The following is a 19,395-nucleotide window of genomic DNA, read 5'->3' as shown; positions in this document are numbered from 1 at the left end:
GGTCGTGCCGCTCCTTCCCGCCTACCTCCAGCTCGCCGCGGCGATGGCGCTGGTCGGCGCCAACGTCGCGGTGGCGAAGCTGCTGGCGGAGGCGCTGCCGATCCCGCTGATCGCCTGCCTGCGCTGCGCGCTCGCCTGCCTCGTGCTGTGGCCGCTGGCGCGGGCGATGGACGGGCCGGTGCGGCCGGACCGGGCGGCGCTGCGCAACCTCGCGCTGCAGGCGGCCTTCGGCACGGTGCTCTACAATGTCGGCCTGCTCGCGGGGCTGCGGCTGACGACGGCGCTCGAGGGCGGCCTGGTGCTGGCGACGCTGCCGGCGGTGGTCGGCATCGGCTCGGCGCTCTGGCTGCGCGAGCGGCTGTCGCCGCGGCAATGGGCGGCGGTGGCGCTCGCCGCCGGCGGCATGGCGGCAATCACGCTGGCGCGGGTCGGGACGGCGGGGACGGCGGGCTCGGTCCTCGGCAACGCGCTCGTCTTCGCCGGCGTGTGCGGCGAGGCGGTCTACGTGCTGCTGGCCAAGCGCCTCGCCGGGCGGCTGCCGGTGGTGACCGCCTCGCTCTGGATGCAGGCGCTGAGCGCGGCGATGCTGCTGCCGCTGGCCCTGCCCGGGGTCGAGGCCGTGGCGGCGCTGGCGGAGCCGCGCCTCGCCGGCCTGCTGGCGTTCCATTCGCTGACGGCGAGCGTGCTCTGCCTGCTGCTGTGGTATGCGGGGCTGCGGCGGGCGCCGGCGAGCGTCGCGGGGGTGTTCACCGCCTTCCTGCCGGCGACGGCGGCGGCGGTGGCGGTCACGCTGCTCGGGGAGGCGTTCACGGGCGTGCACGCGGCGGGGTTCGCGCTGATGCTGGGGAGCGTGCTGCTGGCGACCTGGCCGCGGAGGGGGGAGACGCGGCGGAGATGAGGGCGTGGCTCTCGCTGTCCGTGCCGGAACTGCTGGCCCTGCCGCCGCGGGACGTGGCGGCGCGGCTCGCCTTCGCGCAGGCCGCGCGCCACGCCACGCTGGAGCTGGCGCAGCGCAACGCCTGGGAGGCCGGGGCGCGGCTGCTGCAGGCCGCCCTCGCCGGGGCGCCCGAAGGCTGGCGCGTGCTGCTGGAATACGACCTGCTGCGCCTGGAGAGGCGCGCGGACGCGGTGCTGCTGACCGACCGCGCGATCCTCGTGCTGGAGTTCAAGCACGGCGCCCGCGGCTTCGCCGCCGCCGACCTGCGCCAGGCGGAGGACTACGCGCTCGACCTGCACGACTTCCACGCCGGCAGCCGCGCCCATCCCGTGGTGCCGGTGCTGGTGGCGACCGAGGCGCCGGACCCGCCGCGCTTCGACCCGCCGCTGCTCTGGCACGGCGTCGCGCCGGTGCTGCGCGCGAACGGCGCCGGGCTCGGCGCGCTGATCGCGGCGGTGCAGGCGGCGATCGGCCCGCCCCCGCGCCCGCTCGATCCCCTCGCCTGGGAGGCCGCGCCCTACCGCCCCGTGCCGACGGTGCTGGAGGCGGCGACGCTGCTCTGGCGCCGCAACTCGGTGGCGGAGATCGCCGCCGCCCGCGCCGACGCGCCGAACCTGACCCGCACCGCCGCCGCCATCGCCCGCGCCATCGGCGCCGCGCGGGCGGAGGGGGCGCGGAGCATCGTCTTCGTCACCGGCATCCCCGGCGCGGGCAAGACGCTCTGCGGGCTGAACGTCGTGTTCGGCGCGCTGCGCGAGCACGGCGCCGCCTTCCTCACCGGCAACGTGCCCCTGGTGGCGGTGCTGCGCGAGGCGCTGGCGCGCGACGCGGCGCCCGAGGGCGGCAGGGCGCTCTCCGCCGCGCGCGGCCGGACGCGCACGGCGCTGCAGAACGTGCACCGCTTCCTGGAGCACTACGTCGTCCGCCCGGACCACGTCCCCGAGGAGCGCGTCATCGTCTTCGACGAGGCGCAGCGGGCCTGGGACGCGCGCCAGGCGACGCGCGACACGCAGCGCCGCGCGAGCCGGCTGACCATGAGCGAGCCGGCGCACACGCTGGAGATCATGGGGCGGCGCGCGGGATGGGCGGTGATCGTGGCGCTGATCGGCAACGGGCAGGAGATCAACACCGGCGAGGCCGGCCTCGCCGAATGGGGCCGCGTCATCGCCGCCGACCCGCGCTGGCGGGCGGTGGCGGCCCGGCGCGTGGCGGAAGCGACGGAGCCGACGCAGCGTCTGGCGGACGGGCCGGCGCCGTGGCTGACCTTCGACGACGACCTCGACCTCGCCGTGCCGGTGCGCAGCATCCGCGACGCCGCGGGCGCCCCCTGGGTGGACGCGGTGCTGCGGGGCGACGCGGCGGCGGCGCGCGCGATCGCGCGGGAGGCGGGCGGCGTGCCCTTCCTCCTCACCCGCGACCTCGCCGCGGCGCGGGCGGGGCTGCGCGCCCTCGCCCGCGGGCTGCGGCGCGCCGGGCTGGTCGCCTCGGCCGGGGCGAAGCGGCTGCGCGCCGAGGGGCTCGGCGTGCAGGTGCCGGAGGTGGCGGACTGGTTCCTCAACCGCTGGCCGGACGTGCGCAGTTCGGAGGCGCTGGAGACCTACGCCACCGAGTACGACTGCCAGGGGCTGGAGCTGGACCTGGTCGGCCTCGCCTGGGGCGGCGACTTCCTGCGCACGGAAGCGGGCTGGCAGGCGCGCCGCTTCGCCGGCGACCGCTGGCAGGTGGTGCGGGGCGAGGAGGAGCGGCGCTTCATCCGCAACACCTACCGCGTGCTGCTGACCCGCGCGCGCTACGAGACGGTGATCTGGGTGCCGCGCGGCTCGCCGGCGGAGGATCCCTGGCACGACCGCACCCGCCCGGCGGCGGAGATGGACGCCGTCGCCGCGTTCCTCCTCGCCTGCGGCGCGCGCCCGCTGGACGCGGCCCCCGGCCCGGGGCACGAAGCGCGCGCGCCCGCCCGGTCCCTCGTCTGAGTCGCCCCTCTCCCGATGCGCCTTCTCCTCGTCCTGGTCCTTCTCCTCGTCGCGCCCGCCGCGCCGCGCGCGCAGACCGAGCTGAAGATCGCCACCTGGAACATCGCCTGGCTCACCACCAAGCCGGCCGGCCATCCCGCCCTGCCGCGCGGCGTCGCCGGCAAGACCCCGCAGGACCTCGCCCGGCTGCGCCATTACGCGGAGCGCCTCGCCGCCGACATCGTGGCGCTGCAGGAGGTGGACGGGCCGCTCGCCGCGGCGCGGGTGTTCGACAACCGCCGCTACGAGATCCACCTGACCGACGAGACCGACGTCCAGCGCCCCGGCTTCGCCTGGCGCCGCGGCCTGAAGGTCACCCGCAATCCCGACCTGGTGGGGCTCGACCTGTACCCCAGGGCCCGCTTCTCGCTGCGCCGCGGCGCCGACATCACCCTGGAGGTGCCGGGGGGATCGCGGCTGCGGCTGCTCTCGGTCCACCTCGCCGCGGGCTGCCACTTCGATCCGCTCGAGACGTCGGGGCGGCCGCAATGCGGCACCCTTGCGCGTCAGGTGCCGGTGCTCGCGGGATGGGTCGCGCAGCGGCAGCGCGAGGGCGTGCCCTTCGTGGTCCTCGGCGACTTCAACCGCCGCATCCCGGCGGACAACGACGACGGCCTGATGCGCGCGCTGGAGCAGGCGGCGCCGCTGCTGCGCCCCACCCAGGGCCTCGCCGATCCGTGCTGGGGCAGGGGACACTTCGTCAGCCACATCCTCGCCGGCGGCGCGGCGCGCGGTTGGGTGGTGCCGGACAGCCTGCGCGTGCTGGTCTACGAGGAGCGCGACCGCCGCTACCGCGACCGCCTCTCCGACCACTGTCCGATCAGCGTCCGGCTGCGCATCCCATGACCGCGCCGCGCGATCCCGCCCGCGCGCCCCTGGCCGCGCCGCCGGAGCCCCCCTTCGCCGGGACCATCCTGCCGCTCGCGGCGCTCAACCTACTGAATCAGGCGAGCCGGGCGCTGGTGGCGGTGATCGGGCCGCTGCTCGCCCTGGAGTTCGGCCTCTCCGCGACCGAGCTCGGCATGCTGGCGGCGGCCTTCTTCGCCTCCTACGCGCTGACGCAGCTTCCCGTGGGGCTGGCGCTCGACCTCTACGGCTCGCGGCGGGTGCAGACCGTGCTCGCGCTGGTCGCGGGGGCGGGCTTCGCCCTCTCCGCCGTGGCGGAGGCGGCGTGGCTGCTCGCCGCCGGGCGGTTCGTCACCGGCATCGGCGTCGCCGCCGGATTCATGGCGATGATCAAGACCGCGACCGAGTGGTATCCGCGCCACCGCATCGCCGCCGTGACCGGCACCGGCGTCTTCATCGGCGCCGCCGGCGGCATGCTCGCCACCCTGCCGGCGCAGTGGCTGCTGCCCCATGTCGGCTGGCGCGGGCTGTTCGCGCTGCTCGCCGCGGCGGGGATCGCCGTGGCGGTGTGGATCCGGCTGGTGGTGCCGGAGGCGCCGCCCGGCGCCCCGCCGCGCCGGCAGCGGCGGCGCAGGCTCGGCGTCGAGGTCGCGGAGTTCGGCCGCATCTTCACCCATCGCGCCTTCGTGCGGCTGGTGCCGGCGGTGGTGCTGATGACCGGCCTCACCTTCACCTACCAGGGCCTCTGGGCCGGGCCCTGGCTGCGCGACGTGGGCGGCCTCGACGACCAGGCGCGGGCGGGCGTGCTGTTCTGCTTCGCGCTCGGGCTGATGGCGGGCAGCCTGCTGAACAGCCGCCTCGCCTCGGCGCTGCAGCGGCGCGGGGCCGACCCGATGCTCGTCCCCTATGCCGGCCTCGCCGCCATGATCGCGGTGCAGCTCGTGCTGGCGCTCGCCCCGCCGGCCGATCCGCTGCTGCTGACCCTGCTCTGGACCGCCTTCGCCTATGTGAGCGCGACCGGCCCCGCCTCCTTCGCCGCGGTGGGGCACCACTTCCCGCCCGATCTCTCCGGCCGGGTGGCGACCGCGATCAACGCCACCATGCTGGTGCTGGTCTTCGCCCTGCAGTGGGCGATCGGCGCGATCCTCGACCTCTGGCCGCGCACCGCCGCGGGCGGCTGGGACCCGGCCGGCTACGCCTGGGCGCTGCTGATGACGGCAGCCCTGCAGGCCGCCTCCGCGCTATGGCTGGCGGTCGCGCCGCGCCCGGGGCCGGCGGACGGGGCAGGGAGCGGGACGGGATGAACGCCAGGGACATGCGCCGGCTCGTGGCGCGCTACCGGGTCGAGGACGGCGCGGGCTTCTCCCTCGCCGCCCGCGATCCCGCCGACACCGGCGGGCTCGACCTCGGGAAGTCCGAGGCCGCGGCGCTGCTGCGCGAGGGCATCGAGCGGCTGGCCCGCGACCAGGACATGCTCTACGCGCAGGACCGCTGGGCGGTGCTCTGCCTGTTCCAGGCGATGGACGCGGCGGGGAAGGACAGCGCGATCAAGCACGTCTTCTCCGGCGTCAACCCGCAGGGCTGCCAGGTGACGAGCTTCAAGGCCCCGGGGCCGGTCGAGCTCGACCACGACTTCCTCTGGCGCCACGCCGCGGCGCTGCCGGCGCGCGGGCGGATCGGCATCCACAACCGCTCCTGGTACGAGGAGGTGCTGGTGGTGCGCGTGCACCCGGAGCTGCTGGAGCGCCAGAGGCTGCCGCCGCGACTGGTCACGGAGCGGATCTGGCAGGAGCGGCTCGAGGACATCGCCGCCTTCGAGCGGTATCTCGCGCGCCAGGGCGTGGTGGTGCTGAAGTTCTTCCTCCATCTCTCGAAGGAGGAGCAGCGCCGGCGCTTCCTCCGGCGCATCGAGGAGCCGGAGAAGAACTGGAAGTTCGAGGCGCGCGACGTGGCGGAGCGGCGCCACTGGGACGCCTACCAGGCGGCCTACGAGGCGGCGATCCGCGCCACCGCCGCGCCGCACGCGCCGTGGTTCGTGGTGCCGGCCGACCGCAAGTGGTTCACGCACCTGATCGTGGCGGGCGCGCTGGCGCAGGCGATGGAGGCGCTGGACCTGCACTATCCGCGGATGGGCGAGGCGCAGCGGGCGGCGCTGGAGCGGGCGAGGCGGGAGCTCGAGGAGGAGCCGGGCCAATGACCGGCGCCGGCCCCGAACCCCGCCCGCGATCGCCCGGCCGTGCGCCCAAGGCGCGCTCGCCGGGGCGCGGATCGCCGCCGCGGCAAGCCCCGGCCCCCGGCCGGCATGACGCGAGCCCGGCCGACGCGGGCTAGTGGTGGTGCGCCGGCGGCGCGATGGGCAGGCCGAGGTGCAGCGCCCCGTTCGCGGCGGCGACGCCGTCCCAGATCAGCTCGATGCCGACATAGGCGATCAGCGCGATGCCGACATAGGCGATGAGGCGGTAGCGGTCGAGCATCCGCGCCAGCATGCCGCCGAGCATCCCCATCAGCACGACGGAGAGCGCGAGGCCGGAGATCAGCAACAGCAGGTCGTCGCGTGCCACCGCCGCCACCGCCAGCACGTTGTCGAGGCTCATCGACACGTCCGCGAGGACGATCTGCCACAGCGCCTGCACGAGGGTCTTGTCGCCCGCCTCGTGCCGGGTCTCCTCCCGCTCTTCCTCGCCGGCCCCCCTGCCGCGCATCTCCCGGAAGAAGCCCCAGGCGATGTAGAGCAGCGCCGCGCCGCCGAGGAAGGCGACCCACCACAGCGCCAGAAGGAAGGTCGCGAAGACCGAGAAGCCGATGCGCAGGAGCGCCGCGGCCAGGATGCCGAACATCACCGCCTTGGCGCGGTGCTGCCGGGGCAGGCCGGCGGCGGCGAGGCCGATCACCACCGCGTTGTCGCCCGACAGCACGACGTTCAGCCAGAGGATCTCCGTGAATCGCGGCAGGGCCGCCAGGACGCCATCCATTGAAGACTCTCCGCAGAAGGATTGGCCGCGCGCCCGACCGCCGGGCCGGCCGGAGGCAGGTCGAGCGCCGAGGCGCGGGCGCGCCAGGGCGACCGGCTACCCGTCGCCGGCGCCGGATGGTGGCCGGTTCGGGGCCTCCGCCCCCATCACGGGCGGAAGCCCGCCGCCAAGGCCGCGAAGGAGGCGGTCGCGAGCCTCATCCGGCGCCGCGGCCCCCTGCGGCGGGCGCCGGCCGCTGAGCAGTGACGGTTGCGCCGCCCGGGAGCCGGTCGAGGAAGCCGGGCGACGCCTGGCGCAGTGCATGGCGCATGCGGATGTTCCCGTATCATCGTACCCGGCGCGGGCATCCTGTGCCGCAGGCGGGGAAGGCGCAAGGGAGGGGCGGCGGGGACGGGCTTCCGCGAGGCGCTGCCGGCGCCCTCCCCGGAATCCTGGGCACGCGCCGAAGTCGGCGACGCCTCGTGGCGACCGGCGTTCGGGCACGGCGGCCGTGATCCCGGCCCGCCCTCACAGCCGCCGGTCCGGTGCCCGCGCCGCCAGCCATGCCCCCGCCGCCGCCACCAGCGCCGCCACCAGGAAGGCCGCGCGGAAGCCGCCCGCCAACGCCCCGGCGAGCGCCGCGCGCTCGGCCTCCGTCATCGTCGCCAGCGCCGCCGCGCCGCCGCCGACGCGGCGCGCGAACAGCGCCGCCGCTCCCGGATCGGTCGCCGCGAGCGTCGCGAACAGCGCCACCCCCATCAGCGCCGTGCCCGCCGCCGAACCGAGCGCGCGGGCGAATTGCAGCGAGGCCGCCGCCTGCCCCAGCCGCTCCCGTCCCGCCGCCACCTGCACCGTCGTCTGCACCACCGGGAAGGAGGTGCCGAGGCCGAAGGCCGCCACGCCCAGCACCCAGGGCAGCGCGCCCGTCGGGATGGAGCCGACCGCGAACGCCACCACCGCGAGCAGCGCCGCCGCCACGCCCATGCCGATCGCCGGGAACACCATCGTCCGCCCGCTCCACGCCACCAGCCGCCCGATCGCCAGCGCCCCGACGCTGCCGCCCGCGGCGAGCGGCAGCATGGCGAGGCCGATCTGCGCCGGGCCGATGCCGCGCACCACCTCCAGATAGACCGGCACGAAGGTGATCAGCCCGACCAGCGCCGCGCCGACAGAGGCGGCGATCGCGTCGCCGCGCCAGATCGCCGGGATGGCGAGCAGGTTCAGCGGCAGCAGCGGATCGGCCGCGCGCCGCTCCTGGCGGACCAGCAGCGCCAGCGCCGCCGCCGCCACCGCCGCGCAGGCGAGGCCGAAGGGCAGCGCCTCCGCCGAGAGCTTCTGCGCCCGCTCGAGCGCCAGCATGGTCGGCACGACGAAGGCGACGAACAGCGCGAGCCCCGCCCAGTCGGCGCGGAAGGCCCGGCGCGGCGCCGCCTCCCGCGCCGCGTCGTCGGCGGCCGCCTCCGGCGGCGGCCGCAGGCGCAGCGTCAGCCCCGCCGCGACCGCGGCCACCGGCAGGTTCACCAGGAACACCGCGCGCCAGCCGAAGTGCTGCGTCAGCATGCCGCCGACCAGCGGCCCGAGCGCGTTGGCGACGACGTAGGTGCTGCCGAACCAGGCCTGGAAGCGGATGCGCTCGCGCGGCGGGATCGCCTCGCCGATCAGCGCCTGGGCGAGCGCGATCAGCCCCCCGCCGCCGAACCCCTGCACCAGCCGCGCCACGGCGAGCAGCGTCAGGCCCGGCGCCAGCGCGCAGAGCACCGACCCCGCCGCGGTGACGCCGAGCGCGACCAGCATCATCCGCCGCCGCCCGAAGGCGTCGCCGAGCTTGCCGTAGACCGGCGCGGCGAGGGTGGTGGCGAGCAGGTAGCCCACCACCACCCAGGAGAGCCGCTCCACCTCGCCGAGCTCGGCGGCGATCGCGGGCAGCGCCGTGGCGACGATGGTCTGGTCGAGCGCGGCGAGGAAGATCGCCGTGCCGGCGGCAGGAAAGTGGCGGAGGAAGCGCCGGCGCAGCTCGGCGGGGCTGAGGGGGGCGGTGCCGGACACGGCGGGCGGGGCGCCTTCAGACCACCCCGCTGCGGCCCATCTCCAGGAACTTCTCGCGCCGCCGCGCGCGCAGCGTCGCGCCGTCCAGCGCCAGCAGCGGCGCGAGCAGCTCCGCGATCTGCCGCCCGACCGCGGCGATGGTCGTGGCCGGGTCGCGGTGCGCGCCGCCGAGCGGCTCCGGCACCACCGCGTCCACCAGGTTCAGCCGGCGCAGGTCCTCGGCGGTGAGCTTCAGCGCCTCCGCCGCCTGGGCCGCGTGCGCCGCGTCGCGCCAGAGGATCGAGGCGCAGCCCTCCGGCGAGATCACCGAATAGACCGCATGCTCCAGCATCAGGATGCGGTCGGCGGCGGCGAGCGCGATGGCGCCGCCCGAGCCGCCCTCGCCGATGATGGTGGCGACGAAGGGCACCGGCGCCTCCAGGCAGGCCTCGATGGAGCGGGCGATGGCCTCGGCCTGGCCGCGCGCCTCGGCCTCGATGCCGGGGAAGGCGCCGGCGGTGTCGACGAAGGAGAGGATCGGCAGGCCGAAGCGGCCGGCGAGCTCGATCAGTCGGCGCGCCTTGCGGTAGCCCTCCGGCCGGCTCATCCCGAAATTGTGCCTCACCCGGCTCTCGGTGTCGTTGCCCTTCTCGGTGCCGAGGACCATGACGGCGCGGCCGCGGAAGCGGCCCATGCCGCCGATCACCGCGGCGTCGTCGGCGAAGGCGCGGTCGCCGGCGAGCGGCGTGAACTCCTCGACCAGCGCGGCGATGTAGGCGGAGGCGTGCGGCCGGTCCGGGTGGCGGGCGACCAGCGTCTTCTGCCACGGCGTGAGCTTCGCGTAGGTGGACCTGAGCAGCGCCTGCGCCTTCTCGCGCAGGCGGCCGACCTCCTCGGCGACGTCTATGCCGCCCGCGTCGGTGGTGCGGCGCAGCTCCTCGATCTTGCCCTCGAGCTCGGCGATCGGCTTCTCGAAGTCCAGGAAATGACGCATCCGGGTCCCCTTGGCGGGGCCGGGGACTAGCGGAAAGCGGGGGGCGGGGGAAGGCAGGCGGGCCGGCCGCCGCCGCTCAGCCGGCCGCCATCCCCTCCCGCCCCAGCGGGTGGTGCTCCGCCACCAGGCGGCGCAGCCGCTCCTCCAGCACCCTGGTGTAGATCTGCGTCGTGGCGATGTCGGCATGGCCGAGCAGCACCTGCAGGCTGCGCAGGTCGGCGCCGCGGCCGAGCAGGTGGCTGGCGAAGGAGTGCCGCAGCACGTGCGGGCTCACCCGCGCCGGATCGAGCCCCGCCGCCAGCGCCGCGTCCTTGAGCAGCAGGCCCAGGCCCTGGCGCGTCAGGTGCCCGCTCGCGGCGCGCGAGGGGAACAGCCAGCGGCCGCCCGGCTTCGCCTTCGGGCCCGGCTGCGGCCGCGCCGCCAGCGCCGCCTCGCGGGCGCGGCGGGAGATCGGCACCAGCCGCTCCCGGCCGCCCTTGCCGCGCACGGCGATCAGGTCGGCGTCCGGGCGCAGCGCGCCCGCCGGCAGCGCGATCAGCTCGCTCGCGCGCAGGCCGGAGCAGTAGAGCAGCTCGATCACCGCCACCGCGAGCGGCCCGCGGCGGCCGGGCAGCCGGGCCGCGCCCTCGATCAGCGCCTCGACCTCCGCCTCGGTCAGCGCCCGGGGCAGGCTGCGGGGCGCCTTCGGGCCCTCCAGCAGCTCGGTCGGGTCGTCCTCGCGCACGCCCTCGCGCACCAGGAAGCGGTGGAACTGCCGCAGCGCCGAGAGCCGCCGCGCGGCGGTGCGGGCGGAAAGCCCGGCATCGGTGAGGCGCGCCAGGTAGGCGCGCAGCGTCGCGGCGTCGGCCGCGTGCACCGCGACCCCGCGCGCCGCGGCGAAGCCGGCGAAGTCGGTGAGGTCGGCCAGGTAGGCCGCCAGCGTGTTGCGCGCCGCGCCGCGCTCGGCGGCGAGCATCTCGAGGAAGGCCTCGACGTGCCGGCCGGGGGGCAGCGGCTCCGCCATCGCGCGCGGCCTCGGCGCGGCGCTCAGCGCGTCTGGAACCGCTCGTTCGGCAGGGTCCGCTCGACCGGCTGCGGCGTCACCGAGGGGGGAAAGGCGCCGATCGCCAGCAGCCCGATCGCCAGCACCCCCCCGACGATCGCGGCGAGCAACAGCATGGGGCGGCGGAACATTGGGCGGCAGGCCTCCCTCGCGCGCGGCAGGGGGTGTGCTAGCTTCCGCGATCGTGCAGAGCAACACCGCCCCGGACATCGTTGCCGACCCGGCAGGAACCGAGTCGCCGGCGATCCTACCATCCCCCGCCGCCCCCCGGGCGCATCCCCCGGCGGCGCAGGCGCCGCCGCGGAGCGTCGTGCTCGTCGGCCTGCCCGGCGCCGGCAAGTCGGCGATCGGCCGGCGACTCGCGGCCCGGCTGGGCCTGCCCTTCCGGGACGCCGATTCCGAGATCGAGGCCGCCGCCGGCCAGAGCATCGCCGAGATCTTCGCCCGCTACGGCGAGCCGCATTTCCGCGACGGCGAGCGGCGGGTGATCGCCCGGCTGCTCGCCGGCCCGCCCCTCGTGCTCGCCACCGGCGGCGGCGCCTTCGACGATCCGCGCACCCGCCAGGCGGTGCGCGCCTCCGGCGCCGTCTCGGTCTGGCTGAAGTGCCGCCTGCCCACCCTCGTCCGGCGCGTCGCCGGCCGCGAGCACCGGCCCATGTTCGTCGGCCGCGACCCCGCCGAGGTGCTCGCCGAGCTGATGGCGCGCCGCCACCCCTTCTACGCCGAGGCCGACATCGTGGTGAACTGCACCGACGAGAGCCCCGAGACCACCACCCGCCGCGTCGCCGAGGCGCTGGAGGCGCACCGCCCGCCGCAGCGCCTGCGCGTCGGCCTGGGCGAGCGCGGCTACGACATCCTCGTCGGCGAGGGCCTGCTCGCCCATGCCGGCGGCCGGATCGCGCCCGTGCTGCCGGCGCGCCGCGTCGCAATCGTCACCGACGAGGCGGTGGCCGCGCTGCACCTGCCGGCGCTGCGCGAGGGGCTCGCGGAGGCGGGCTTCGCCGTCGCCGCGGAGATCGCGGTCCCGCCCGGCGAGGCGAGCAAGGACTTCTTCCGCCTGCACGCGGTGCTGGAGCGGCTGCTCGCCGCCGGCGTGGACCGGCGCACGGCGGTGGTCGCGCTCGGCGGCGGGGTGGTCGGCGACCTCGCCGGCTTCGCCGCGGCGGTGACGATGCGCGGCCTGCCCTTCGTGCAGGTGCCGACGACGCTGCTCGCCCAGGTGGATTCGAGCGTCGGCGGCAAGACCGGGGTGAACCTCGCCGCGGGCAAGAACCTGGTCGGCGCCTTCCACCAGCCGCGGATCGTGCTGGCCGACATCGGCACCCTCGCCACCCTGCCGCCGCGCGAGCTGCGCGCGGGCTACGCCGAGGTGGCGAAGCACGGGCTGCTGCAGGGCCCGCTCTGGGCGTGGTGCGAGGCGCACGGCGCGGCGGTGATCGCGGGCGACCGCGCCGCGCAGGCCCACGCGGTGCTCGAGTCCTGCCGCCTGAAGGCGGCGGTCGTCGCCGAGGACGAGCGCGAGGAGAGCGCCGAGGGCGGCCGCGCCCTGCTCAACCTCGGCCACACCTTCGGCCACGCGCTGGAGGCGGAGTGCGGCTACGACGGCACGCTGCTGCACGGCGAGGCGGTGGCCGTCGGGCTCGGCCTCGCCGCGGCGCTGTCGGCGCGGCTCGGCCACTGCGCGCAGGCGCTGCCGGGGCGGGTGATCGGGCACCTCCGCGCCTGCGGCCTGCCGGCGCGCCTCGCCGACCTGCCGCGCCGCTTCTCCGCCGCGGCGCTGCTCGCACGCATGGCGAAGGACAAGAAGGCGCGCGAGGGCCGGCTGCGCTTCGTCCTGCTGCGCGGCCCCGGCGACGCCTTCACCGCCTCCGACGTGCCGCGCGAGGCGGTGGAGGCGCTGCTGCGCGAGGAGGGCTGCGCCGCTTGAGCGCCGCCGCCCCGCGCCCCGCCCCGCCCGGCAGGTAGCGGCGCGCATGTCCGCCTGGCCCGCAGCGCTGCTCGCCGGCGCCGTCGCGCTGCTGCACGCGCTGCTCTGGGCGGCGCAGGCGGTGCTGCACCTCCGCCGCCTGCGCCTGCCCGCGCGGCACGGGTCCGGCCCCGTCACGCTCGTCCTGCCGCTCACCGGCGCCGCGCCGGGGCTCGAGGCGCTGTTCGCCGCGCTGGCGGCGCAGACGCTCGCGCCCCGCCGGCTGCTCGTCGCCGTCGAGTCGGAGGAGGATCCGGCCGCCGCCCGCGCGCGCGCCCTGGCGCCGACGCTGCCCTTCCCGGTCGAGGTCGTGCTCGCCGGCCGCTGCGACCGGCGGGCGCAGAAGAACACCAACCTGATCGCCGCGCTGGCGCGGGTGGACGCGCGGGATGCGTGCCTCGTCCTGCTCGACGCCGACATAAGGCCGCAGCCCTGGTGGCTCTCGGCCCTCGCCACCCCCGTCCTCGCCGGCGAGGCGGCGCTGGTCACCGGCTATCGCTGGCCCCTGCTCGACCGGGCGGGGCCGGTGCCGCAGCTCGTCGCCTGGTTCGACCGGACGATCGCGCTGATGCCCAAGCTCCGGCGGCTGCGCGTCGTCTGGGGCGGGTCGCTGGCGATCGCGCCGGCCGCGCTGCCCGCGCTCGACCTGCCGCGGCTGCTCGACCGGGCGCTGTCGGACGACCTCTCGATCGGCGCCCGGGCGGCGGCGCTGGGGCTGCGCGTGCTGACCCGGCGCGCCCTGCTGCTGCCGACGCCGACCGAGGGCGCGGCGCGCGCCGTGTTCGCCTTCATGCGGCGGCAGTTGCAGCTCATCCACCTCTACCGCCCGGCCTGGTGGTGGGGGACGGCGGCCTCGGTGCACGCGGCGCTCGCCTCCTGGCTCTGGCTGGCGGCGCTGGCGGCGGCCGGATCGCCGCCGGCGCTGGCGCTGCTCGCGGCGATCTCGGCCTGCGGCGCGCTGCGCTGGGGGGTGATGGCGCGGGTCGGGCGGCGGATCGGCGTCGCGGACCCGCCGGGCGGGAGCGCGGCGCAACTGCTGATCGCGCTGCTGCCGCCGCTCGCCGAGGGCTTCCTCTGCGCCCTGTTCTGGGCGAGCCTCCGCACCCGGCGCATCCGCTGGCGCCATGTCGAGTACGAGGTCGAGGGCCCCGATTCGGTGCGCGTCGCGCGGCGCTTCGCCCATGCCGGCTGACCCGCCGCCGCCCGCCTGCCCGATCACGGGGGAGCCGGCCGAGGCCCGCGTGCAGACGGTCTCGGCGCGGCTGCTGCACGACCTCTGGCGCTTCTCGCACGGCGTCGCGCCGACGCCGCTGCGGCGCGACGGGCCGCGCACCGGCCTCTACCGCTCGCCCTGCGGCCTGATGTTCTTCCACCCGCGCGTCGAGGGTGATGCCGCCTTCTATGGCGGCTTCTACCGCTACTGGCAGGTGCACGCGCGGATCGGCCGCAGCGCCGCCGAGCGCGTCGAGTACCGCGCCGCCGCCGCACACGTCCGGCCCGGCGACGCGGTGCTGGAGGTGGGCGCGGGCAGCGCCGCCTTCGCCCGGCACCTGCCTGCGGGCGCGCGCTACGTCGGCCTCGACCCGCATGCCGGCGAATACCTGGGCGCCGAGGGCATCCGCGCCGAGACCGTCGAGGACCATGCCGCGCGCCACCCCGGGGCCTACGATGTCGCCTGCGCCTTCCAGGTGATCGAGCACGTCGCCGAGCCACGCGCCCTGGCGGAGGCGATGCTGCGCTGCCTGAAGCCCGGCGGGCTGCTGATCCTGGTCGCGCCGCTCTGGCCCTCGGCGATCACGCGGGTGCCGAACTTCGCGCTGAACGCGCCGCCGCACCACCTGACCTGGTGGAACGAGCGCGCCTTCGCCGCGCTGGCGCGCGTCCTTGCCCTCGAACCCGTCGCGGTGGAGCGCCTGCCGCCGACGCCCCACCAGGGCCCGATCCACTGGATGGCTCGGCTCTCGCCGGTCCGGGTGCCGGACGAGGGACCGTATTTCCGGCCGCGCTGGCGCTGGCACCTGAGCCTCGCCGGCGCCTATCTGCTCGCCCGGCTCGCCAATGCGGTCCGCCCGCTGCCGCGCGGCGCCGGGCCGATGGACGTGATGCTGGTGGCGCGCAAGCCGCCGCGGCGGTGATGCGGGGCCGCCGCGCGCGTCCGCGCGCGGGCGGGCGCTCAGGGATACGCCTCGCCGACGATCGCCGCGCCGAGCGCGCCGATGCCGTAGGCGAGGACGGCGGCGACGGTACCGATCAGCAGCATCTCCATCCCCGACACCAGCCAGCCGCGGTCCGTGAAGAAGGCGCGGCCCGCGCCGACCGCGAACAGGGTCGCCAGCGCGAGCCCCGCCGCCGCCTCGAACCGCGCCCCCGCGAACCAGGGCAGGAGGTAGGCGAGCAGCGGGATGACGCCGATCGCGACGAACCCGATGAAGGTGGCGGTGCCGTGATGCCCGGCGGCCTTGATGGTCGGCAGCTCGTTCTCAGTCTCGGATCGGCGCGACAGGATGTTGCTCGCGCCCATCGAGAAGCCGTCGGCGAGGAGGTTGGCGAAGCCCAGGATGACGATGATCCGCGGCGACAGCGAGGCCCCGACGACGCCCGAGATGACCGCGAGCGTCGTGATGATCCCGTCGTTCGCCCCGAGGATGAAGTCGGGCAGGTACTTGCCCATGGTCGCGTTGATCCGGCCCCGGGGCGCGCGGGGGGCGGACGGGGTATTCCCAGAGCTGGACATGACACGGCCTCTCGAATCCGCTGCGCAACGCCCGCCGGGGGCGTCGGTCGCCCCGCCGTCCGAACGTGGCCGGGCGGACAGGAAGGCGCAACGGACCGTCCGGGAGGCGGCTCCGATGCATGGCTGGAGGATTCCCGGTCCTCGCCCGCGCCCCGCGCGCGACGAGTGTCAGGCGATGGCCAGCCCGACCAGCCCGGCGATGCCCCAGGCGATCAGGCCGAGGCCGAGCACCCGCCCGACCGCGTGCCCGCCCGGCAGCAGCTTCTCGACCAGGACGAGCAGCGCGATCCCCGCGATCCAGGCGAGGTTCATCACGCCGCCGACGAACAGCAGCGCCATCAGCGCCCAGCAGCAGCCGAGGCAATAGGCGCCGTGATGGGCGCCCATCACGAAGGCGCCGCGCGCCCCGGGGCGCCAGTGGGCGGCGAGGTACTCCACCGGCGAGCGGCAGTGCTCGAGGCAGGCGTGCTTGAGCGGCGTGAGCTGATAGATCCCGGCGCCGATGAACACGACGCTCGCCGCCACGGCGCTGCCGAGGGCCATGCCCGGCGTCAGCAGCGCCGCGCGCTCGAGCCCCCACTGCGCCGCGGTGGCGACGAGGGCGAAGGCGCCCCAGACCGCGACGTAGCCGAGCGCGAAGGGAAGGATGCGGCCGCCGCCGCGCGCGGGATCGCTGCGGCGCGAGACCGTGGCGTGCAGGAGGACCACGGGCGCCGCGCTCGGCAGCATCATCGCGACCATCATCAGCACCCACATCAGCGCCATCAGCACGGCCTGGCCGGCCGACCAGGGCATGGGCATTGCCATGGCCGCGCCGGCCATCGCCGCGTCCATGTCCATGCCCGCCCCGAGCAACAGGTAGGCCCAGGCCAGGACGACCACGGCCGCGAGCGCCGCGATGGCCACGCGGCGGTCGCGGCGCAGCACCCAGTCGAGCGTTCCGGCGGCCTCGCTCATGGCATCCCTCCGGAAAGGCGCGGTCTCCGCGGGGCGGAGGGGCGCGGCGTCCCTGCGCGCCCGTCCCGGCGCCGCGTCAGGCGGCGACGCCCGCCGGCGTCTGCTCCACGATGGCGAGCGAACTGTGCCCCTCCGCCACCGAGAAGGGGATGCCGCCCGTGCTCTCGATGCGCGAGCTCGCGACCTCCGCCTTGATGTGCTCGAAGCCGTCCGGCATCACGACCTGGATGCGGTGCGGGGCGCCGGTCACTGGGTTGCGGATCGGCTGCGTCTCGGTGACGAGCACGCCCGGGATCGCGACGCGGGCGGTGCGCGCGTCCATGTCGAACTCCACGTCGATCGGCGCGAAGATCGGATCGAGGATCTTCGGGCAGATCAGGCCGAAGATGTGGAACAGCGTGCCCTCGTCCGAGTGCTTGCCGGACATGATCTGGAACAGCGCGTCGCGTTGCTCGGGCGTCGCCCGCTCGTCCACGATCGGTTGCGCCGTGCCGTTGCCCTCGTGCAGCGGCCCCGGGAAGTCCACCGTGACGAAGAAGCTGAGGCCGTCGAGCCGCGTCTGCCCGAAATGGCCGCGCTCGATGCGCATGCCGAGCATGCCCTTGCACCAGCCGTTGGTCGGGCGGGCGTTGAAGTCGCAGGGGCAGCCGAAAGCGCAGCTGCAGTTCTTGACCCACTCACCCTGAAGACGCCAGTCGGTACGCGCTTGCTGCTGCATGGCCGGTAGCCTCCCTTGGATCGTCGCGTCGCGCGCAACTGCTGTGGGGCACCGTGCGGATCGAGGCGCATCGGCGCCCTGGTGGCCTGGCGTGGCGGACCCGCCGCGCCGGCCAGCGGGCAGTCTACGCCATGGGGCCGGTCCGCCCCATCGAAAAAATGCCGGAATCCGTGCGCGGCGGAGAGGGCAGGCCCGTTTGCGGTCCGGCCGCCGGCGTGGAAAGCTTCGGGGCGAGGGCGCCGGCCGGGCACGCGAAGGGCCGGCCGGGCGGCCCGTCCGCAAGCCGCGCAGGAGACGTCGCATGAAGCCCCGCATCGCAATCTTCGGCGCCGGCGCGGTCGGCGGCTACGCCGGCGCGCACATGGTCCAGGCCGGCGAGGACGTGACCTTCATCGACGCCTGGCCCGAGCACGTTGAGGCGATGCGCGCCGGGGGCCTGCGCATCACACACCTGCGCGACGTGCCGGAGTTCACCGTCCCGGTGCGGGCGCTGCACCTGACCGAGGTGCAGGGCCTCGCGAAGCAGGCGCCGGTGGACATCCTCTTCCTGTGCATGAAGAGCTACGACACCGCCTGGGCGACCATGATGATGAAGCAGTACCTCTCGCCCGGCGGCTTCGTCGTCTCGCTGCAGAACTGCATCAACGAGGAGACCATCGCCGGCATCGTCGGCTGGGGCCGGACGCTCGGCGCGATCGCGAGCTCGATCACGGTCGAGCTGGTCGGGCCCGGCCACGTGCGGCGCGCGGCGGGCAAGGGGGGCGCGGCGCACACCGTGTTCCGCGTCGGCGAGGTGCACGGCCGCGTCACCGACCGCGCGCGCGAGGTGGCGCGGCTCGTCGGCCTCTCGGACTCCGCCAGGGTGACGGAGAACCTGTGGGGCGAGCGCTGGTCGAAGCTGGTGACCAACGCCATGGCCAACGGCCTGTCCGCCTGCACCGGGCTGATCAGCCGCGACATCCTGCTCGACGACGCGCTGCGCCACTTCACCGCGCGGCTGGGGTCGGAGGCGATCCGCACCGGCCAGGCGCTGGGCTACGCGCTGGAGGAGATCCACCACCTCGACCCCGAGATCATCGCCCGCGCCGGCGAGGGCGACCCGGAGGCGAGGCGCGCCTACGACGAGCACCGCCTGGCCGAGGCGCGCAGGCCGGGCGGCGGCGCCCACCGGCCCTCGATGGGCCAGGACATGGTGAAGGGGCGGCGGACCGAGATCGAGTTCCTCAACGGCTTCGTCGTGGAGAAGGCGAGGGAGGTCGGCGTCGCGACCCCGGCCAACGCCGCCCTGACGGAGATCGTCAGGAAGGTCGAGCGGGGCGAGCTGGCGCCCGATCCGCGCCACATCAAGGCGCTGCGGCTGAACTGAGCGGGGCGGCGCCGCCACGCCCGGCCGGGACGCCGCCCTACCGCGAGCGGGAGAAGACCACCCGCTCGCCGGTGCCGCGGAAGTCGAGCACGAACCGGTTGCCGCCCACGTCGGTGGCGTCGCACAGGATGCGGTTCACCACCGTGCCGGTCGTCGTCAGGTTGATCCTGCAGGTGCCCTCGGCTTCCGCGGACTGGTAGCGCGCATGCGTCCCCACCCGGACCAGCGCGAGGTGGAGCCAGTACTCGTTCAGCGTGCGCTGCTCCTCGATGTCGCCGATGAAGGAGAGGATCCGCCCGTCGGCGAGGCCGATGTGGTAGGTGATGCCGCCTCCGGCGAGCGAGACGTAGAGGACGCGGGGACTCGGCATGCAGGCGGCGCCGCGGCCGGACACCACGACCGACTGGCAGACGCCCGGTATGATCGCCTGGGTGTCCGCCTGGCCGGGTTGCGCCTGCACCGCCCCGGCCACGCCCAGCATCGCCGCCGCCATCGTGAAAGCCGGGATGCGCATCCCGATCTCCTCGTTCCACCATGGCGATAATCGCGCAAACATCCCGCAAGCGTAAAGCGAACAGTGGCCGTCCGCCCGCGCAGGCGCCGCGACCGGCGCGCGAGGCGGCGCCTCCCGCCGCCCGGCAGCCCGTCGGATCCGTGCCCGGCCGGAAAAGGGGCGAGACCGCAGGCATGAGAACCATCCCGGCGCCGCCGCCGCGCCGTGATCCTGGCATGCCAGGATCACGGCGTCAGGCACTGCCAAAGCAGCATCTGAAGGGTAGGGCGGGCATGGCGCCTGCCGCCCGGGTCTCCGCCTTGTCCCCGATCCCCGGCGGCAAGGCGCATCGCC

At 75.9% G+C, this 19,395-nt stretch carries 18 protein-coding genes; 9 read left to right on the top strand and 9 right to left on the bottom strand.

What is annotated here, in order from left to right; genetic code table 11:
• Nucleotides 1-4: 4 nt before the first annotated feature.
• The 5 genes from IEX99_RS10845 to IEX99_RS10825 are packed head-to-tail and all read left to right on the top strand — an operon-like array spanning nt 5 to nt 5,992.
• Nucleotides 5-898, top strand: coding sequence for a DMT family transporter (locus IEX99_RS10845; protein WP_229677940.1), 894 nt, complete (start codon nt 5-7; stop codon nt 896-898).
• Nucleotides 895-2,910: a DNA/RNA helicase domain-containing protein gene (locus IEX99_RS10840; protein WP_188900043.1), complete on the top strand. Its 2,016-nt coding sequence runs from the start codon at nt 895-897 to the stop codon at nt 2,908-2,910. The genes IEX99_RS10845 and IEX99_RS10840 overlap by 4 nt, the downstream gene beginning before the upstream one ends.
• A 15-nt stretch (nt 2,911-2,925) precedes the next feature.
• Nucleotides 2,926-3,795, top strand: a complete 870-nt coding sequence (locus IEX99_RS10835; protein ID WP_188900042.1) for an endonuclease/exonuclease/phosphatase family protein — start codon at nt 2,926-2,928, stop codon at nt 3,793-3,795.
• Nucleotides 3,792-5,099 (top strand): MFS transporter, encoded by a 1,308-nt coding sequence (locus IEX99_RS10830; protein WP_188900041.1) that lies wholly within the window; start codon nt 3,792-3,794, stop codon nt 5,097-5,099. Before IEX99_RS10835 ends, IEX99_RS10830 begins: the two co-directional genes overlap by 4 nt.
• Complete coding sequence (locus IEX99_RS10825; protein WP_188900040.1) at nt 5,096-5,992, top strand: polyphosphate kinase 2 family protein; 897 nt, start codon at nt 5,096-5,098, stop codon at nt 5,990-5,992. Before IEX99_RS10830 ends, IEX99_RS10825 begins: the two co-directional genes overlap by 4 nt.
• 130 nt (nt 5,993-6,122) lie before the next feature.
• On the opposite strand, the gene IEX99_RS10820 is transcribed toward IEX99_RS10825, so the two are convergent.
• The 5 genes from IEX99_RS10820 to IEX99_RS10800 form a co-directional block, all read right to left on the bottom strand.
• Entirely contained in the window at nt 6,123-6,767 is a 645-nt protein-coding gene (locus IEX99_RS10820; protein WP_188900039.1) for a YjbE family putative metal transport protein, read from the bottom strand.
• Between the two features lie 507 nt (nt 6,768-7,274).
• On the bottom strand, nt 7,275-8,792 hold the full coding sequence (locus IEX99_RS10815; protein ID WP_188900038.1) for an MFS transporter: 1,518 nt from the start codon (nt 8,790-8,792) through the stop codon (nt 7,275-7,277).
• A 16-nt stretch (nt 8,793-8,808) separates the two neighbouring features.
• Nucleotides 8,809-9,765 (bottom strand): acetyl-CoA carboxylase carboxyltransferase subunit alpha, encoded by a 957-nt coding sequence (locus IEX99_RS10810; RefSeq protein WP_188900037.1) that lies wholly within the window; start codon nt 9,763-9,765, stop codon nt 8,809-8,811.
• A 76-nt stretch (nt 9,766-9,841) separates the two neighbouring features.
• Nucleotides 9,842-10,768, bottom strand: coding sequence for a tyrosine recombinase (locus tag IEX99_RS10805; protein ID WP_188900036.1), 927 nt, complete (start codon nt 10,766-10,768; stop codon nt 9,842-9,844).
• Between the two features lie 23 nt (nt 10,769-10,791).
• A complete protein-coding gene (locus IEX99_RS10800; RefSeq protein ID WP_188900035.1) occupies nt 10,792-10,938 on the bottom strand; it encodes a hypothetical protein in 147 nt (48 codons plus the stop codon).
• Between the two features lie 77 nt (nt 10,939-11,015).
• Here IEX99_RS10800 and aroB point away from each other — a divergent pair, with 77 nt between their 5' ends.
• Genes aroB through IEX99_RS10785 form a run of 3 tightly spaced genes read left to right on the top strand, consistent with a single transcriptional unit; the run spans nt 11,016 to nt 14,908 of the window.
• A complete protein-coding gene (gene aroB / locus IEX99_RS10795; protein WP_188900186.1) occupies nt 11,016-12,734 on the top strand; it encodes a 3-dehydroquinate synthase in 1,719 nt (572 codons plus the stop codon).
• A gap of 46 nt (nt 12,735-12,780) precedes the next feature.
• On the top strand, nt 12,781-13,965 hold the full coding sequence (locus tag IEX99_RS10790) for a glycosyltransferase (RefSeq protein WP_188900034.1): 1,185 nt from the start codon (nt 12,781-12,783) through the stop codon (nt 13,963-13,965).
• Nucleotides 13,955-14,908: a class I SAM-dependent methyltransferase gene (locus tag IEX99_RS10785; protein ID WP_188900033.1), complete on the top strand. Its 954-nt coding sequence runs from the start codon at nt 13,955-13,957 to the stop codon at nt 14,906-14,908. The genes IEX99_RS10790 and IEX99_RS10785 overlap by 11 nt, the downstream gene beginning before the upstream one ends.
• Nucleotides 14,909-14,946: 38 nt before the next feature.
• On the opposite strand, the gene IEX99_RS10780 is transcribed toward IEX99_RS10785, so the two are convergent.
• From IEX99_RS10780 to IEX99_RS10770, 3 genes are all read right to left on the bottom strand, one after another.
• Nucleotides 14,947-15,444: a VIT1/CCC1 transporter family protein gene (locus IEX99_RS10780; RefSeq protein WP_229677939.1), complete on the bottom strand. Its 498-nt coding sequence runs from the start codon at nt 15,442-15,444 to the stop codon at nt 14,947-14,949.
• A 231-nt stretch (nt 15,445-15,675) separates the two neighbouring features.
• On the bottom strand, nt 15,676-16,464 hold the full coding sequence (locus tag IEX99_RS10775; protein WP_188900031.1) for a DUF2182 domain-containing protein: 789 nt from the start codon (nt 16,462-16,464) through the stop codon (nt 15,676-15,678).
• A 76-nt stretch (nt 16,465-16,540) separates the two neighbouring features.
• Nucleotides 16,541-17,182: a DUF1326 domain-containing protein gene (locus IEX99_RS10770; RefSeq protein ID WP_188900030.1), complete on the bottom strand. Its 642-nt coding sequence runs from the start codon at nt 17,180-17,182 to the stop codon at nt 16,541-16,543.
• Nucleotides 17,183-17,483: 301 nt separating this feature from the next.
• On the opposite strand from IEX99_RS10770, the gene IEX99_RS10765 reads away from it, so the two are divergent.
• Nucleotides 17,484-18,548 (top strand): ketopantoate reductase family protein, encoded by a 1,065-nt coding sequence (locus IEX99_RS10765; protein WP_188900029.1) that lies wholly within the window; start codon nt 17,484-17,486, stop codon nt 18,546-18,548.
• A 37-nt stretch (nt 18,549-18,585) separates the two neighbouring features.
• Here the strand turns inward: IEX99_RS10765 and IEX99_RS10760 are convergent, their stop codons facing one another.
• Nucleotides 18,586-19,062, bottom strand: a complete 477-nt coding sequence (locus IEX99_RS10760) for a hypothetical protein (protein ID WP_188900028.1) — start codon at nt 19,060-19,062, stop codon at nt 18,586-18,588.
• Nucleotides 19,063-19,395: the final 333 nt, after the last annotated feature.

Source organism: Caldovatus sediminis (assembly GCF_014644455.1).
Lineage (GTDB): Bacteria > Pseudomonadota > Alphaproteobacteria > Acetobacterales > Acetobacteraceae > Caldovatus > Caldovatus sediminis.
This window is presented reverse-complemented; position numbering and strand designations above follow the sequence as displayed.